Raw genomic sequence first — 16,142 nt, 5'->3', positions numbered from 1 at the left:
GCTCATGTCCATCGATGTTGGACTTATCTTTCAAATTGCCGGAATTGGGATCATTTTAGCATTCATCCATACAGTATTAAAAGAATTAAAACGAGAGGATATTGCGAATTGGGTCATTCTTGTTGGTTTTGTAGTTATCTTATTTCACGTTGCATTTTTAATTGGTGATCTCTTTTCTAAATTAAAAAGTGTGTTTCTCTTTCAATAGAAGGAGGCGATTTCCATCGAGATTTTTCAAATTGTTGGGCTGGGCTTAATTGCAACTTTTATTGCCTCTCTACTGAATCAGCAAAAATCTAGTATTACATCTATGTTCGTTGTGTTTGTAGGGAGCGTTATCTTTCTTCTTATACTGGATCAGGTCGGAACGATTCTAGCCATGATAGCTCGTATTGCCAAAGAAGCAAAAATAAACAACGTATATGTGGAAACATTGGTAAAAATCATTGGAATTGCCTATATTGCAGAATTTGCATCCCATGTGACAAAGGATGCTGGACAAAGTGCTATTGCATCTAAAATTGAGTTGGCAGGAAAAGTGCTTATTCTGGCAATGGCAATTCCAATTTTAACGGTTGTTATAGAGACAGTGCTTGGTTTCATGCCGAAATAAAGAAGGTGGTGAGACAATGTCAGTAAAAAGAATTGCCTATTTTCTCTTATTTTTTCTTTTCTTTTTCGCATCTTCCTTTATTGTACAAGCTGCTTCGACTACGGTGAATGATAACGTAAATGAGCAGATTGATAAACTTGGAGTAAATGATATTAAAGACTATTGGGATGAGCTTGTTAATAAGTATGGAGTCTATTTGCCAGAAAGTCAGAAAGGAAGCTTTCAGGAATTTATTAAAGGTGAAAAGAAATTTTCCCTGCAAGAGTGGTTTAGTGGATTAACAAAGTATTTGTTTCATGAGCTGATTGCAAATGGAAAACTGCTTGGAACTTTAATCTTGCTAACGGTATTTAGCGCTCTCTTACAGTCTTTGCAATCTTCGTTTGAAAAGAAAACGAGTAATAAAGTTGCAGATACGGTTATTTACATGGTGCTTATGATTTTTGCACTTAATAGTTTTTACGTAGTAACGACCTACGCAAAGGATACGATTCAAATGATGATTGACTTCATTTTAGCTTTTCTGCCTATTCTTCTTGCGCTTATTGCAGCCGGAGGCGGTGTTGTGTCTGTTGCATTTTTTCACCCCATTCTTGTTTTCCTAATGAATACGAGCGGAATGCTCATGAACTATATTGTATTACCTCTACTCATGCTCTCGTGTATTTTAAGTATTGTCAGTACGCTGAGTGATCAATATAAAGTAACAAAGCTGTCTAAACTTCTACAGAATGTAAGTGTTTGGCTGATTGGTGTGTTTTTAACCATTTTTTTGGCGGTATTATCTGTTCAGGGAACGGCAACGGCGATTGCGGACGGCATGGCTATCAAAACAGCAAAATTTGTAACAGGTAATTTTATTCCGGTTGTAGGAAGATTTTTTACTGAAGCAACAGATACGGTATTGAGTGCCTCTGCTTTATTGAAAAATACGGTTGGAATAGCTGGAACAATCATACTAGCGCTCATTATCGCCTTTCCTGCTATTAAAATTTTTGCTATTGCCTTCATCTATCGCTTTGCTGCTGCTAGCTTACAGCCGATAGGGAGCAATGCAATTATTCAATGCATAGATACGATTGGAAAAAGCATTATTTATGTTTTTGCATGTTTAGCAATTGTTTCGCTCATGTTTTTTCTAAGTATTACGATTGTAATTGCTGCTGGGAATGTCACTTTAATGATGAGATAGGAGGGAAGTATATGCAATATATTACAGATTGGGTTCGAAGTATTGTAGTCTTCCTTCTTTTTGCGACGATGATTCATTTACTCATTCCAAATTCAAACATGCAAAAATATGTAAAATTAGTCGTTAGTTTACTTCTCATTGTGCTTATTTTAACTCCTTTTTTTACACTTTTACAAACTGATGTTACGAAAGCTATTTCAAGTTTCTATGAGAAGGGCATTGATGATAAGAAAGTAGAAAATAACATTGCTGCAAAGAAAAAAGAAATACAAGCCATGCAACGTGCATATATTTTAGAACAGATGGCTGTCCAGATGAAAAACGAAGTTTCGAAAAAGCTAGAAAGTGATTATGGGATGCAAATCGTCCATCTGGACATTGCTATAGCAAAAGACAAGCAGGAGGTAACTTCACAAAAAGACATCGAAGCTGTGACGGTGACTCTTGCAAAGGTTGATGGAAGGCAGCCTGCAACTATTGAGGCTGTGAAAAAGGTGGATATTGCATCGTCAGAACCTCCAGCTGATAAACAAATGACATCTCAGGTCCAGCAATTCCTTTCTACAGTGTGGCAGATTGATGAAAGCATAATTAAACTCGGTGAAGGGAGGGCAGGAAAAACGTATGAACGACAATAAATCAAATTGGTTTCAAAGGCTATTTCAAGGTATTGATGATGGAGATAACACAAAAAAAAGATTAAATCCTAAGCTTATCTTACTATTGTTGGCACTCGGTATTGTGCTTATGTTTTCAAGTAATTTGTTTCAAAGCAAACAAACAATCCCTACTCAAAAACAGAGTAGTAATGAGCCAGGAGATGTACGGGCATTTTCACAAAATAATTCGAGTTTACCACAAATTGAAAAAGAGGAAAAAAACTTTGAAGACCAGCTTAAAAATGCATTGGAAGGTATTAATGGTGTGAGTGATGTAACAGTCGTAGTTAATCTTGCCTCTTCTGAAACAAATGTGCTTGAAAGAGACAATGTAACACACAACCAAAAAACAGAAGAAACGGATCGCGATGGTGGTAAACGCATTGTAGATGATCAATCCACAGATAGCAAAGTTGTAATTGTACGGAATGGTGATAAAGAGGTTCCTGTTGTCACCAGAGTTGATAAGCCTCAAGTCCGCGGCGTAATCGTAACGGCTAAAGGAGCAGATAACATCGAGGTTAAAAAAAATATACTAGATGCAGTTACAAGGCTACTCGGTGTCCCAAGTCATCGTGTTTCTATTTTAGCCAAAAAAAGCTAAAGGAGGAATAGAAGTGTTAAAGAAACAAACAGTTTGGTTATTAACGATGTTGAGTTTAGTAATTGTGCTTTCTGTTTACTATGTAACAACTCCTGACAGCCACAATTCTAATGTCGTAACGAGTCCTGTTGATCAAAAGGCAAAGGATAAGACGGGTGGAGATGGAACCAAAACGAATCAGATGAATCAGACTACAAAGTTGTCTGGTGATGAACAATTTGCGCAGCTCCGTTTAGAATTAGAGGACAAACGTAACATAGCAAAGGAACAACTTCAAGAGGTAATGACATCCGCTTCGGCATCGGCTGATGATAAGAGCAAAGCAATGGATCAATTGCAACAATTAAATGATGTAGCAACAAAAGAGGTACTTATTGAAACACTCATTAAATCAGAAGGATACAAGGATGCGCTTGTAAGGGCAGACGGAAATGATGTTCGCATTACAGTAATAGCTCCGCAGCAATCCTCGAAAGATGCAAATAAAATCATTCAGCTCGTAAAGGGAGAAATAGGACCGAAAAATGTAGCCGTAAAGTTTGATCCTGTAAAATAAAAGCTGCCGAAAAGGCAGTTTTTATTTTGAAAAAATAGGTATTTTTTTGAAAAATAAGAATGATTTCCTAGCGAATATGCTATACTAAAACGCATGTACTGGAACTCATATTAGTTATACAAAGATTGTTTTTTTTAGTTTTCAAAATTTGTAAAATTCTTTATTTTTCAAGAAGATGATAATTAATCAATATTTATTTTATTTTTTTAAAAAAATATTCACAAAGTGGTCTTGCCAATTTTACAATGAAATTGTTATGATTACTTAGGATTCATTCTTTTCTTATTCTAAAATAAATTATATCAGCGTATTGAAAAATAGTTGGAATTTATAAAAAATTTGTCGTAATATGAAAAGGTATACAATAGTTTATGGGAGTGGATGGGATTATGTTCAAAATTCAAGAGGTTCGTGAGCTTATTAAATTAATTGATAGCTCAAATATTGATGAATTCGAGTACAAAGCAGATGGTTCAACAATTAAGTTGAAAAAACAAAATAATAATGTTGTTACATACGAAGCTGCACCAGTAGTAGAAACTCGTGTTGTTTCAGAACCTAAAGTAGTTGCAGCGCCTGCTCCAGTAGCAGTAGCAGCACCAGAAGTACAAGCAGAAGTTAAAGAAACAGCTAAGGTAGCAGAAGACGAAACTTTACTCAAAATTACATCACCAATGGTAGGAACTTTCTATTCAGCTCCATCACCTGAAACACCAGCATATGTGAAAGTTGGAGACCGTGTTAGTGATGATTCAGTAGTTTGTATCGTTGAAGCAATGAAATTATTCAATGAAATTGAAGCAGAAGTTAGTGGTGAAATCGTAGAAATTTTAGTGAAAAATGGTCAACTTGTAGAGTATGGACAACCATTGTTCCTTGTGCGCCCATAACGAGAATATTCGTTTACAGGATTCTAAATAAAGCATAAGGAGGATGTCGTATGATTAAAAAAGTGTTAATTGCTAATCGTGGCGAAATTGCAGTGAGAATCATTCGGGCTTGTAAAGAATTAAATATTGAAACAGTTGCGATCTACTCTGAGGCTGACCACGATGCCCTTCATGTACAAATTGCCGATGAAGCGTATTGCGTAGGTCCAACCCCTTCAAAAGATAGCTATTTAAATATGACGAATATTGTAAGTGTTGCAAAATTAACAGGTTGTGATGCACTCCATCCTGGATATGGATTTTTAGCTGAAAATGCTGATTTTGCAGAGCTATGTGGAGAATGCAATATTTCTTGGATTGGACCTAGTCCAGAAGCAATTAATAAGATGGGAACAAAGGACGTAGCTCGTGAAACAATGAGAGCTGCTGGTGTTCCAATTGTTCCAGGGTCACAAGGTATTATTAACAGCACAGAAGAAGCGGTAGAACTTGCTAATGAAATGGGATATCCAGTTATTATTAAAGCAACTGCTGGCGGAGGCGGAAAAGGAATTCGTGTAGCTCGTACGGAAGAAGAGCTTGTGAAAGGAATTCAAATTACGCAACGAGAAGCAAGCACAGCTTTTGGTAACCCAGGTGTATATATTGAAAAATATATTGAGGATTTCCGCCATGTAGAAATACAAGTTATGGCCGATACACATGGAAATGTAATTCACCTTGGAGAACGTGACTGTTCTATTCAAAGACGTCTGCAAAAGCTTCTTGAAGAATCTCCATCACCAGCTATTGATGATGAAGTTCGCCAAAAAATGGGAGCTGCAGCTGTAAAAGCAGCCCAAGCTGTTAACTATACAGGTGCAGGTACAATTGAATTTATTTATGAATACAAAGAGAAGAAGTTCTATTTCATGGAAATGAACACTAGAATTCAAGTAGAACACCCAGTTACAGAATATGTAACGGGCGTTGACTTAATTAAAGAGATGCTCCGAGTAGCATCTGGAGAAAAACTTTCTATTACTCAAGACCAAGTACAATTTAATGGTTGGGCAATGGAATGCCGTATTAACGCAGAAAACCCTGCTAAAAATTTCATGCCATCTCCAGGTAAAGTATCTATGTACCTTGCACCAGGTGGTAATGGTGTTCGCATTGATTCAGCAGTATATCCAGGATATTCTATTCCTCCTTTCTACGATTCAATGGTTGCAAAGCTTATCGTACATGGAAAAACACGTGAGGAAGCAATCGCAAAAATGAAGCGTGCGTTAAGTGAATTTGTAATTGAAGGAGTACATACGACTATTCCTTTCCATTTACAGCTTTTAAACAACCCTGATTTCGTAAAAGGTGAATTTAATACGAAATTCCTTGAAACACATGATCTAGTTACGCAATAATAAGGATAAGGGAGGTTTTGCGTATGTCTGAAAATGTGATTAATATGGGACAAGAATCCAGCCTAGGTAAGGTGGAAATTGCACCTGAAGTCATTGAGGTAATTGCTGGTATTGCTTCTACTGAAGTAGAAGGTGTAGCTGCAATGCGTGGTAACTTCGCTGCAGGTGTAGTTGAAAAACTAGGCAAAAAAAATCATGGTAAAGGCGTAAAGGTAGAACTTACGGATGATGGAATTATCGTAGATATTTTCGTGGTTATGAATTTTGGTGTTAGCATTCCATTGGTGGCCCAAAAGATTCAAGACAATGTTCGTCAAGCGCTTTTAACAATGACAGGTTTAGAATTAAAAGAAGTAAATGTTCATGTTGTAGGTGTAACATTCGATACACCAAAACCAGAAGTAGAATCACTATAACATGTGAAGCTAAAGAAGGACCGGTATACAGCACGCTGTATTCGGTCCTTTTTTTGTAAAAACTATAGCAATAAAGTGAATATCTGGTTAAGTAAGCCTTTTTTGATTTCTTTAATGGCTTATAAGTAAGGAGCTTACTACCTGTTAATATGGTATAAATCCGTACATTCTTTGGTAATACATAATCATAAGTTAACTTTTCAGCTATTCTTCTTGAAGAATGTGTGTATAAACATGTGAAATATGATATTATCATGTTATTGTATAAAGTGAAACTTTTCCCTAAGAGGGGGATCCCAGCTTGTGCTTAGGGGTTAGCCAGACTAGCTTCATATTAGCTTCATATAAGCCTATCAGTTGTTTGGCTTGTAAAATCGTGTATGTGTAACCTGCTTATGAATGAGGGTAATTTCGGATGAAATCACATACTATAGAATAGATGTAAAGCAAAAGGAGAGTTACGATGAAACGTAGGACGTCAAGAGAAAAAGCGATGCAAGCATTATATCAAATAGATATTGCAGGTGAAATTGATCCGAAAATAGCCTTGCTGAATACATTAAAGGAAGGCGAAGAGAAGAATGAGTTTCTAGAACAGCTTGTGCTAGGTGTTTTAGAACATAAAGAGGAAATCGATTCAATAATTGAAAAAAATCTTGAAAACTGGACAATTGATCGGATGGGTACGGTTGATCGAAATATTTTGCGCCTAGCAGTTTTTGAACTTATTTACATGAAAGAAATTCCAGAAAATGTTTCTATTAACGAGGCTATCGAAATTGCAAAGGTTTTTGGGGATGAAGAATCTCGCCGCTTTATCAACGGCGTTCTTTCAAAAGTAAAAGAATCTATGTAAATGAATAAGGGGAGGAAGAAATCATGACAGCTGAACTTATTAAGGGGTTAGAAATTGCACAGAAGAAAAGACAGGAAATTAAAGAACGTGTAGAAGCTCTGAAGGCAAATGGAATTACTCCAGGCTTAGCCGTAATTTTAGTTGGGGATAATCCTGCTTCACGTTCCTATGTAAGAGGAAAAGGAAAGGCAAGTGAAGAAGCTGGTATTCATTTTGAACTAATCGAATTTCCGGAAACTATTACTGAAGAACGATTGTTGCAAGAAATTGACCGAGTGAATGAGGATGTACATATACACGGTCTTCTCGTACAGCTGCCATTACCTAAACATATACGTGAGGAAGCTGTTATTGAACGCATTTCCCCATTAAAAGATGTAGATGGCTTCCATCCAATCAACATCGGTCGAATGATGATAGGACAAGATACACTTCTTCCTTGTACACCGCACGGTATAATAGAGCTCGTAAAAGAAAAACAAATTGATATAAACGGCAAACATGTTGTTGTAGTTGGACGCAGTAATATTGTTGGAAAACCAGTTGGACAATTATTTCTAAATGAAAACGCTACGGTTACCTATACCCATTCTAGAACCGTTAATTTGAAAGAAATAACGAAGATGGCAGACATTCTCGTTGTTGCTGTTGGCAAACCAAAGATGATTACAGCTGATTATGTAAAGCAGGGGGCTGTTGTTATTGATGTTGGTGTAAACCGATTGGAAACGGGTAAACTTTGCGGTGATGTTGATTTTGATGATGTATTAAATGTAGCAGGATATATTACGCCAGTGCCAAGGGGTGTTGGACCGATGACGATTACGATGTTACTTCATAACACCGTTTTAGTAGCAGAACGTAATCTTTCTATTGTTCATAACTAAGGACTGAAGAGAATGGATAAATATGTAACGGTTTCAGCTTTAACCAAATATATGAAAGCAAGATTGGATCGAGATCCTCACCTGCAATCTATTTTGCTGAAGGGTGAGATTTCTAATTTTAAGTTGCATAGCCGTGGGCATATGTATTTTACATTAAAAGATGAAGGAGCTCGCATTTCAGCTGTTATGTTCTCGAGCTACAATCGGAATTTAGCCTTTACCCCGGAGAATGGAATGAAGGTGCTTCTGAAAGGACAGGTAACTGTATACGAAGCTGGCGGTAATTATCAGTTATACGTTCACGACATGCAGCCGGATGGAATTGGCAATTTATATTTGGCCTATGAACAAATGAAAGCTCGGTTAGAAGAGCAAGGACTTTTTTCGCTTGCAAATAAAAAAGCCATTCCGCCCTATCCAGAAATGATTGGAGTCATTACATCTCCGACAGGTGCTGCTGTTCGTGATATTATTACAACCATTAAGCGTCGATATCCGGTTGCAAAAATCATTATATTTCCGGTATATGTACAAGGAGAATTTGCAGCGCCTTCAATCGCTAGTGCAATACAAAAGGCTAATGAAATGAATACATTAGATGTTTTAATAGTTGGACGAGGCGGCGGATCTATTGAAGAACTATGGGCATTTAATGAGGAAATAGTTGCTAGGGCTATATTTGCTAGTCATATCCCGGTTATTTCGGCAGTTGGACATGAAACAGACTTTACTATTGCAGATTTTGTAGCAGATTTACGAGCACCAACACCAACGGCTGCAGCTGAACTTGCTGTTCCTAATATTCTCGAGCTTGAAGAGAAGGTTATGCAACGGACACTTCGTTTAGGACGTGTGATGAAAGAAATAGTTGAGAGTAAACGTGAACAGCTTCTATCATTGCAGAAATCCTATGCATTTCGTTATCCTAAGCAATTGTATGGGCAAAAAGAAGAACAGCTTGATCGTTTATTAGACTCGCTTACGCAAGCAAATGTAAACTATATAGAGAAAAAAACAAATCGTTTGCAGCAACTTGTGCTTCAAATGCAAAAGCATCATCCGGCAAATAGTATTTCACGAGCCACCACGATTTCGAAACAGCTTCGAAAACAATTAGAGCGAGAAATAAGAGTTTATGTCCAACATAAACAATTTGATTTCACTCGAATGGTTGAAAAACTGGAAATGCTTAGTCCACTTCATATTATGATGCGAGGTTATGGAATTGCCTATGATAAGGATAAACAGCTTGTAAAAAGCGTAAAACAAGTGCAGTCTGGCGATGACATTTCTGTACAATTGCATGATGGTCTGTTGCATTGTCGCGTATCAGGAAAAGAGGAGCGTGCAGTAAGGGATGGAAAAGAAAACACAAAGCTTTGAAGAAGCAATTGCGGATTTAGAACAAATTGTATTGAAGTTAGAGCAAGGCGATGTCCCGTTAGAGGAAGCGATTTTATATTTTAAACAAGGTATGGAGCTTTCTAAGCTTTGTGACGATAAATTAAAGCGGGCTCAAGAGCAAATGACAGTTATTTTAGGTGAAAATGGAGATATGCAGCCATTTTCAGTCGGAGGCGATGAAGAGTGAGTTCATCATTTTCTGACTTTGTAAAGGAAAACAAAGCGCTTATTGACAAGCAGGTTGTTATATATACGAAACAATTAGAGGCTCCTGCGGTTTTGAAAGATGCGATGGTGTATTCGTTAGAAGCAGGAGGGAAACGGATTCGACCTTTGCTTTTGTTTGCAACGCTGCATGCGTTTGGTAAAGACTTAGAGATGGGTATTCCGGCTGCCTGTGCATTAGAGATGATTCATACATATTCACTTATCCATGATGATTTACCAAGCATGGATGACGATGATTTAAGAAGGGGAAAGCCTACTAATCATAAAGTGTTTGGAGAAGCTACTGCTATTTTGGCTGGCGATGGCCTTCTTACGTATGCTTTTGAAGTGATTACTTCCTACTCTCATCCTATGGTAACGGCTAATATGAATTTACGGCTTGTTAGGGAATTAGCAAAGGCAGCAGGGCCAGAAGGAATGGTTGCTGGTCAAGTTGCTGACATAGAAGCGGAAGGGCATACACTTACACTTAGTCAACTTGAGTATATTCACAAAAACAAAACAGGCCGGCTTCTTGAATTTCCTGTCTTGGCTGGTTGTATCCTAGCAGGTGCTACTGAAAAAGAAATAGGGCAGCTGCTTGACTATGCACGAAATATTGGACTTGCCTTTCAAATACAAGATGATATTTTAGATGTAATAGGTACGGAAGAGGAAATTGGAAAACCGGTGGGTAGTGATATCGAAAATAAAAAAAGTACCTATGCGACTTTATTCTCGATTGAAGAAGCAAACCAAATGCTGAGCGCGACGATTCAAAGTGCAAAGCGAGCCCTTTCATCCATGCAGTTAGCAGATGAGTATTTGCTACAAATATGTGAAATAATTGCGAAACGAAAAAACTAACATTGAACAATTACTGTACAGAAGTTTAACGATGAAATGTACGATTGTTGAGTAATTTTGTAAATTATGATATAACTAAAAACACAAATGATTTTTTATCGGTAAAACTATATATAGATGGAATAAGCCGTTATCACTTTGTGTTAGCGGCGCTTTTTTCTTAAACAGTTTTTTTTGTATGATAGCGCTTTAGACAATATTTATAAATCAACTCTGTTATCTTGTCCAAATCACATCTATAATAATTCAAGTGACATGATTTCGATTATGAAACGAAAGTGAGTGATCCTTGTGGATCTAACCCAAATTCAAAACCCTAGTTTTCTAAAGCAAATGTCCGTTGATGAACTGGTTGAATTAAGTGCTGACATTCGTCAGTTTTTAATTCATGAGCTTTCAAAAACGGGTGGACATATTGCACCTAACTTGGGTGTTGTAGAATTAACAATTGCTTTGCACAAGGTATTTAATAGTCCAAAAGATAAATTTCTATGGGATGTAGGACATCAATCCTATGTTCATAAAATTTTAACAGGACGTGCAAAGGATTTTGCTACATTACGACAATATAAAGGATTATGTGGGTTCCCGAAGCGACGAGAAAGTGAGCACGATGTATGGGAAACCGGTCATAGTTCAACCTCATTGTCAGCAGCAATGGGAATGGCTATTGCTCGTGATTTGAAAAAGACAAATGAATATATAATTCCAATTATTGGGGATGGGGCTCTAACAGGTGGAATGGCGTTAGAAGCTCTTAACCATATTGGTCATGAACAAAAAGATATGATTGTCATTTTAAATGATAATGAAATGTCTATCGCCCCTAATGTTGGAGCGCTTCACAATGTACTCGGTCGCTTGCGTACTGCCGGGAAATATAACCGTGCGAAAGATGAGCTTGAATATTTATTAAAGAAAATTCCTGCAGTTGGCGGAAAGCTCGCTTCTACAGCAGAGAGAGTAAAAGATAGCTTAAAATATATGCTTGTCTCAGGGATTTTTTTTGAGGAGCTAGGCTTCACGTATTTAGGACCTGTAAATGGACATGATTTTAACAGTTTATTTGATAATCTCCAGTATGCAAAGAAAACAAAGGGCCCTGTACTTATGCACGTTATTACGAAAAAGGGAAAGGGATACAAGCCAGCTGAAAGTGATGTTATCGGTACATGGCATGGAACTGGTCCTTATAAGATTGAATCTGGAAACTTTGTAAAACCGGTGTCTGCACCACCGGCATGGAGCAAGGTTGTAAGTGAAACGGCTCGTCAGCTAGCAAAGAAAGATCCGCGAATTGTTGCTATAACACCGGCAATGCCCGTTGGTTCAAAACTGGAAAATTTCGCGAAAGAATTTCCAGATCGCATGTATGATGTAGGGATAGCTGAACAGCATGCTGTTACAATGGCTGCTGGATTGGCAACTCAAGGAATGAAGCCTTTCTTAGCCATCTACTCTACGTTTTTACAACGTGCCTATGATCAAGTTGTACATGATGTTTGCAGACAAAACTTAAATGTGTTTATCGGGATTGATCGAGCTGGACTCGTTGGTGCAGATGGTGAAACACATCAAGGTGTATTTGATATAGCTTTCTTGCGCCATTTACCTAATATTGTCATTATGATGCCGAAGGATGAAAACGAAGGGCAGCACATGGTTTACACGGCATTCCAATATGATAATGGTCCAATTGCAATGCGTTTTCCAAGAGGAAATGGATTAGGTGTTCAAATGGATCAAGAATTGCACGAAATCCCAATAGGAACGTGGGAAACACTGCATGAGGGAACCGATGCAGCCATTTTAACGTTCGGTACTACGATTTCAATGGCGCTTGAGGCTGCAAAAATACTCGAAAAAAACGGAAAATCAGTGAAGGTGGTAAATGCTCGTTTCATAAAACCGCTGGACGAAGCCTATCTTGCTCATTTACTTGAACAACATATACCAATTGTTACACTTGAAGAAGCCTGCCTTGCAGGTGGATTTGGTAGTAGCGTGCTTGAATTTGCGCATGATAATGGATTTTCCCATGCTGTGATTGATCGTATGGGAATACCGGATGAGTTTATTGAACATGGAAGTGTTACGAAGTTATTAGAAGAAATAGGATTAACCGCAACGGAAGTGGTTAGACATTTAACAGCTTTATTACCATCTAAGCAAAAAAGGGCGTAATGTATGAAGAAAGAACGAATAGATGTACTATTGGTAGAACAAGGGCTAATAGAAACAAGAGAAAAAGCAAAACGAGCTGTGATGGCTGGCCTCGTCTACTGTGATGAAGAACGTATGGATAAACCGGGTGAGAAGATTCCGGTTGACACACAGCTAACTATTAAAGGGCAGGTTATGCCTTATGTTAGTCGGGGCGGCTATAAACTCGAAAAAGCATTAAAAGAATTTGAACTTGATTTACAGGATAAAATTGTACTTGATATTGGAGCTTCAACGGGAGGATTTACAGATTGTGCGTTGCAAAATGGAGCAAAGCTTTCCTATGCATTAGATGTAGGATACAATCAGCTTGCGTGGAAACTTCGTCAGGATGAACGTGTTATTGTAATGGAGAGAACGAATTTTCGATATACATCTCCAGCTGACCTTACACACGGATTACCGCAATTTGCGAGCATAGATGTGTCCTTTATCTCGTTAAGACTCATATTACCCGTATTAAAAACCGTTCTGCTTGCGAATAGTGATGTGGCTGCTTTAATAAAGCCGCAGTTCGAAGCAGGAAGAGAACAAGTCGGCAAGAAAGGAATTGTACGTGATCGAAAGGTTCATGAAGAAGTAGTCACGTCGATTATGAATTTTGCATTAAAGGAAGGATACGACGTTGAACATATAACGTTTTCTCCTATTAAAGGTGGAAATGGAAATATTGAATTTTTAATTCATTTGAAATGGCTTGGAGAACGGGAAATCGGAGAAAATCATTTCCACCTTTCACCGCATGAAGTAGTAGGAAAAGCTCATCTAGAATTAAAACAAGCAGGGGATCTTGACGAAAAGGAATAAAAATATTCTTTTCATATTTTTATTTTTGATGGGAAATGGACCGTTATGCAGAACTTATAGGGAGTTTTCTGTGCGGTCCATTTCGCGTATTCTATTTACCTGCTTAGGAAAAAACGAATTTTTGTTCGATTGTCATTAATCAGCAATGTACAAGAAATCGTTTATGAGTTACCATAATGAAAGAGTATTTACATGGAATTATATTTGAGTTTGCGAGGTGCAACAAAATGAATAAAGGTCAGCGCCATATTAAAATACGTGAAATCATTGCTAATAAAGAAATTGAAACGCAAGATGAGCTTGTTGATATTTTGCGCAGCCAAAATTTTAATGTAACACAAGCAACGGTATCACGTGATATTAAAGAACTTCATTTAGTAAAGGTTCCTCTTCAAGATGGAAGATATAAATATAGCTTGCCAGCTGATCAACGCTTTAATCCTCTTCAAAAATTAAAGCGAAGCATGGTTGATGCATTTGTTAAACTTGATATTGCAGGTCATATGCTTGTCTTGAAAACCTTACCAGGTAATGCAAATGCGATTGGAGCGTTAATTGACCACCTAGATTGGGATGAAATTCTTGGAACGATTTGTGGAGATGATACTTGTCTCATCATTTGCCGTACGCCTGAGGATACACAATTTGTCTCCGATCGATTTTTAAATATGTTATAAGGATTCCCATTCAAAGATAGGAGATAGCATTTTAACGATCATCGCTTTTTCTTTTTTTACATGTGATAATGGAATGAGGTGAATGTAGCGTTGCTATCGGAATTATCAATTAAAAATTTTGCTATTATTGAGGAGTTAAGTATTTCGTTTCAGAAGGGATTAACCGTTCTAAGTGGTGAAACGGGTGCTGGTAAATCCATTATTATTGATGCAATCAGTCTTTTGGTAGGTGGAAGAGGATCTTCTGAATTTGTTCGCTACGGAACAGAAAAAGCAGAAATTGAGGGACTGTTTTACTTTGATATAGAAAATCATCCTTGTCTTGAAAAAGTGCAGGAATTAGATTTAGATGTTTCTGATGGTATGATGATATTGAAGCGTGACATTTCGAATTCAGGCAAGAGCGTGTGCCGCATTAACGGTAAGCTTGTAACGCTAGCTGCCCTAAGAGAAATCGGGAAGACGCTTATTGATATTCATGGACAGCATGAAACGCAAGATTTAATGAATGAGGAACGTCATTTATCTATGCTTGACTCGTATGATAATGGGGAAGTGATGGTCAAGCTTGCGAACTATCAGAAATTGTATAACCAGTATATGGATACAAAAAAACAGCTCAAGTCATTAACAGAAAGCGAACAAAAAATGGCGCAACGTTTAGATCTATTACAATTTCAGCATGAAGAAATTCAAAAAGCAGATTTAAAGCTGAATGAAGATCAAGAGCTTATGGAAGAGCGAACCAAAATTGCGAATTTCGAAAAAATATTTAAGGCTATAGGTGATGCGCATGTATCGCTTACTAAAGAAAATGGCGGATTAGATTATGTCCGAAATACGATGAGTGGGCTGGAAACTGTATCAGATTTAGATGCATCATTAAAGGAAATGTATGATACGGTGGCAAATAGCTATTATTTATTAGAAGAAGTAGCCTATCAGTTACGAGAAAAATTAGACATGATGGAATATGATCCAAATCGTCTTGATTATATTGAAACAAGATTAAATGAGATTCGTATGCTAAAACGAAAATATGGGAATACCATAGAAGAAATTTTAGAATATGAAGAAAGTATTCAAACGGAAATATCTACAATTGAAAATAAGGATGTACTTATTGAAACAGCTAGAAAACAACTGGAGCAGCTGGAAACCACATGTATAAAAGAAGCAACCTTACTAAGCGAATATCGTCATAAGCTTGCAGAGCACTTAACAGATGCAATTCATAAAGAGTTGCGGGAACTATATATGGAAAAAACAAAATTTAAAATTGTAATGGAGAAAATTCCGGGCTCCATAGACGATCCACTTGTAGATGGTGTACCAGTAAAGTTGACCTCCATCGGGTACGATCAAGCAGAATTTTATATATCTACAAATCCAGGAGAGCCGCTAAAACCATTAGCAAAGGTTGCTTCTGGAGGTGAATTATCACGAATTATTTTAGCATTGAAAAGTATTTTTACAGAGCATCAAGGAGTTACCTCGGTTATATTTGATGAAGTCGATACAGGGGTTAGCGGAAGAGTTGCGCAGGCCATTGCAGAGAAAATTCAACGGGTATCAGTTGGTTCTCAAGTTCTATGCATTACACATCTTCCTCAAGTTGCATCTATGGCTGATCAACACCTATTCATTAGCAAAAAAATTATAAACGAACGTACGATTACTTCTGTTACCATACTTCAAGACGAAGAAAAGGTGATAGAGATTGCTCGTATGCTTTCGGGTGCTGAAATAACAGTTGTAACAAAGCAGCATGCACGAGAATTGCTGCAACAAGCCCAGTGTATAAAAATGACAGGAGAAGCTATCCAATAAAAGGATAGCTTTTTTATATCTCCCAGTTATAAACGTAAGCAGACAAGGAGA

At 37.4% G+C, this 16,142-nt stretch carries 18 protein-coding genes; all 18 read left to right on the top strand.

What is annotated here, in order from left to right; translation table 11 throughout:
• The first annotated feature begins 4 nt into the window (after positions 1 to 4).
• The 18 genes from spoIIIAC (at position 5) to recN (ending at position 16,091) form a co-directional block, all read left to right on the top strand.
• On the top strand, positions 5 to 208 hold the full coding sequence (gene spoIIIAC / locus ACM5BR_RS08165; protein WP_416827181.1) for a stage III sporulation protein AC: 204 nt from the start codon (positions 5 to 7) through the stop codon (positions 206 to 208).
• Between the two features lie 9 nt (positions 209 to 217).
• On the top strand, positions 218 to 613 hold the full coding sequence (spoIIIAD, locus tag ACM5BR_RS08160; RefSeq protein WP_416827872.1) for a stage III sporulation protein AD: 396 nt from the start codon (positions 218 to 220) through the stop codon (positions 611 to 613).
• Positions 614 to 629: 16 nt separating this feature from the next.
• Positions 630 to 1,805: a stage III sporulation protein AE gene (spoIIIAE, locus tag ACM5BR_RS08155; protein ID WP_416827180.1), complete on the top strand. Its 1,176-nt coding sequence runs from the start codon at positions 630 to 632 to the stop codon at positions 1,803 to 1,805.
• An 11-nt stretch (positions 1,806 to 1,816) separates the two neighbouring features.
• On the top strand, positions 1,817 to 2,443 hold the full coding sequence (spoIIIAF, locus tag ACM5BR_RS08150; RefSeq protein WP_416827179.1) for a stage III sporulation protein AF: 627 nt from the start codon (positions 1,817 to 1,819) through the stop codon (positions 2,441 to 2,443).
• Complete coding sequence (gene spoIIIAG / locus ACM5BR_RS08145) at positions 2,430 to 3,068, top strand: stage III sporulation protein AG (RefSeq protein ID WP_416827178.1); 639 nt, start codon at positions 2,430 to 2,432, stop codon at positions 3,066 to 3,068. Before spoIIIAF ends, spoIIIAG begins: the two co-directional genes overlap by 14 nt.
• Before the next feature lie 13 nt (positions 3,069 to 3,081).
• On the top strand, positions 3,082 to 3,624 hold the full coding sequence (locus ACM5BR_RS08140; protein ID WP_416827177.1) for a SpoIIIAH-like family protein: 543 nt from the start codon (positions 3,082 to 3,084) through the stop codon (positions 3,622 to 3,624).
• A gap of 389 nt (positions 3,625 to 4,013) precedes the next feature.
• A complete protein-coding gene (gene accB / locus ACM5BR_RS08135; RefSeq protein ID WP_416827176.1) occupies positions 4,014 to 4,514 on the top strand; it encodes an acetyl-CoA carboxylase biotin carboxyl carrier protein in 501 nt (166 codons plus the stop codon).
• A 50-nt stretch (positions 4,515 to 4,564) separates the two neighbouring features.
• Entirely contained in the window at positions 4,565 to 5,917 is a 1,353-nt protein-coding gene (gene accC / locus ACM5BR_RS08130) for an acetyl-CoA carboxylase biotin carboxylase subunit (protein ID WP_416827175.1), read from the top strand.
• A gap of 23 nt (positions 5,918 to 5,940) precedes the next feature.
• Entirely contained in the window at positions 5,941 to 6,333 is a 393-nt protein-coding gene (locus ACM5BR_RS08125; protein ID WP_416827174.1) for an Asp23/Gls24 family envelope stress response protein, read from the top strand.
• 463 nt (positions 6,334 to 6,796) lie between these two features.
• The gene (gene nusB, locus ACM5BR_RS08120; protein WP_416827173.1) at positions 6,797 to 7,189 is read left to right on the top strand and encodes a transcription antitermination factor NusB; all 393 of its coding nucleotides are present in this window, start codon (positions 6,797 to 6,799) and stop codon (positions 7,187 to 7,189) included.
• Positions 7,190 to 7,212: 23 nt separating this feature from the next.
• A complete protein-coding gene (gene folD, locus ACM5BR_RS08115) occupies positions 7,213 to 8,076 on the top strand; it encodes a bifunctional methylenetetrahydrofolate dehydrogenase/methenyltetrahydrofolate cyclohydrolase FolD (RefSeq protein ID WP_416827172.1) in 864 nt (287 codons plus the stop codon).
• 12 nt (positions 8,077 to 8,088) lie between these two features.
• Positions 8,089 to 9,459 (top strand): exodeoxyribonuclease VII large subunit, encoded by a 1,371-nt coding sequence (xseA, locus tag ACM5BR_RS08110; RefSeq protein WP_416827171.1) that lies wholly within the window; start codon positions 8,089 to 8,091, stop codon positions 9,457 to 9,459.
• Positions 9,434 to 9,667: an exodeoxyribonuclease VII small subunit gene (locus ACM5BR_RS08105; RefSeq protein WP_416827170.1), complete on the top strand. Its 234-nt coding sequence runs from the start codon at positions 9,434 to 9,436 to the stop codon at positions 9,665 to 9,667. Before xseA ends, ACM5BR_RS08105 begins: the two co-directional genes overlap by 26 nt.
• Positions 9,664 to 10,554, top strand: coding sequence for a polyprenyl synthetase family protein (locus ACM5BR_RS08100; protein ID WP_416827169.1), 891 nt, complete (start codon positions 9,664 to 9,666; stop codon positions 10,552 to 10,554). Before ACM5BR_RS08105 ends, ACM5BR_RS08100 begins: the two co-directional genes overlap by 4 nt.
• A 291-nt stretch (positions 10,555 to 10,845) precedes the next feature.
• Entirely contained in the window at positions 10,846 to 12,738 is a 1,893-nt protein-coding gene (gene dxs, locus ACM5BR_RS08095) for a 1-deoxy-D-xylulose-5-phosphate synthase (RefSeq protein WP_416827168.1), read from the top strand.
• A gap of 3 nt (positions 12,739 to 12,741) precedes the next feature.
• Positions 12,742 to 13,584 (top strand): TlyA family RNA methyltransferase, encoded by an 843-nt coding sequence (locus tag ACM5BR_RS08090; protein ID WP_416827167.1) that lies wholly within the window; start codon positions 12,742 to 12,744, stop codon positions 13,582 to 13,584.
• Positions 13,585 to 13,811: 227 nt separating this feature from the next.
• On the top strand, positions 13,812 to 14,261 hold the full coding sequence (gene ahrC, locus ACM5BR_RS08085) for a transcriptional regulator AhrC/ArgR (protein WP_416827166.1): 450 nt from the start codon (positions 13,812 to 13,814) through the stop codon (positions 14,259 to 14,261).
• A 90-nt stretch (positions 14,262 to 14,351) separates the two neighbouring features.
• Positions 14,352 to 16,091 carry a DNA repair protein RecN gene (recN, locus tag ACM5BR_RS08080; protein WP_416827165.1) on the top strand — a complete coding sequence of 580 codons (1,740 nt, stop codon included), beginning with the start codon at positions 14,352 to 14,354 and terminating at the stop codon, positions 16,089 to 16,091.
• Positions 16,092 to 16,142: the final 51 nt, after the last annotated feature.

The organism is Ectobacillus polymachus, assembly GCF_048159605.1.
Classification (GTDB): Bacteria; Bacillota; Bacilli; order Bacillales; family Bacillaceae_G; genus Ectobacillus; species Ectobacillus polymachus.
Note: the sequence above shows the minus strand (reverse complement) of the source record. Positions and strands in the feature narration are given on the sequence as shown.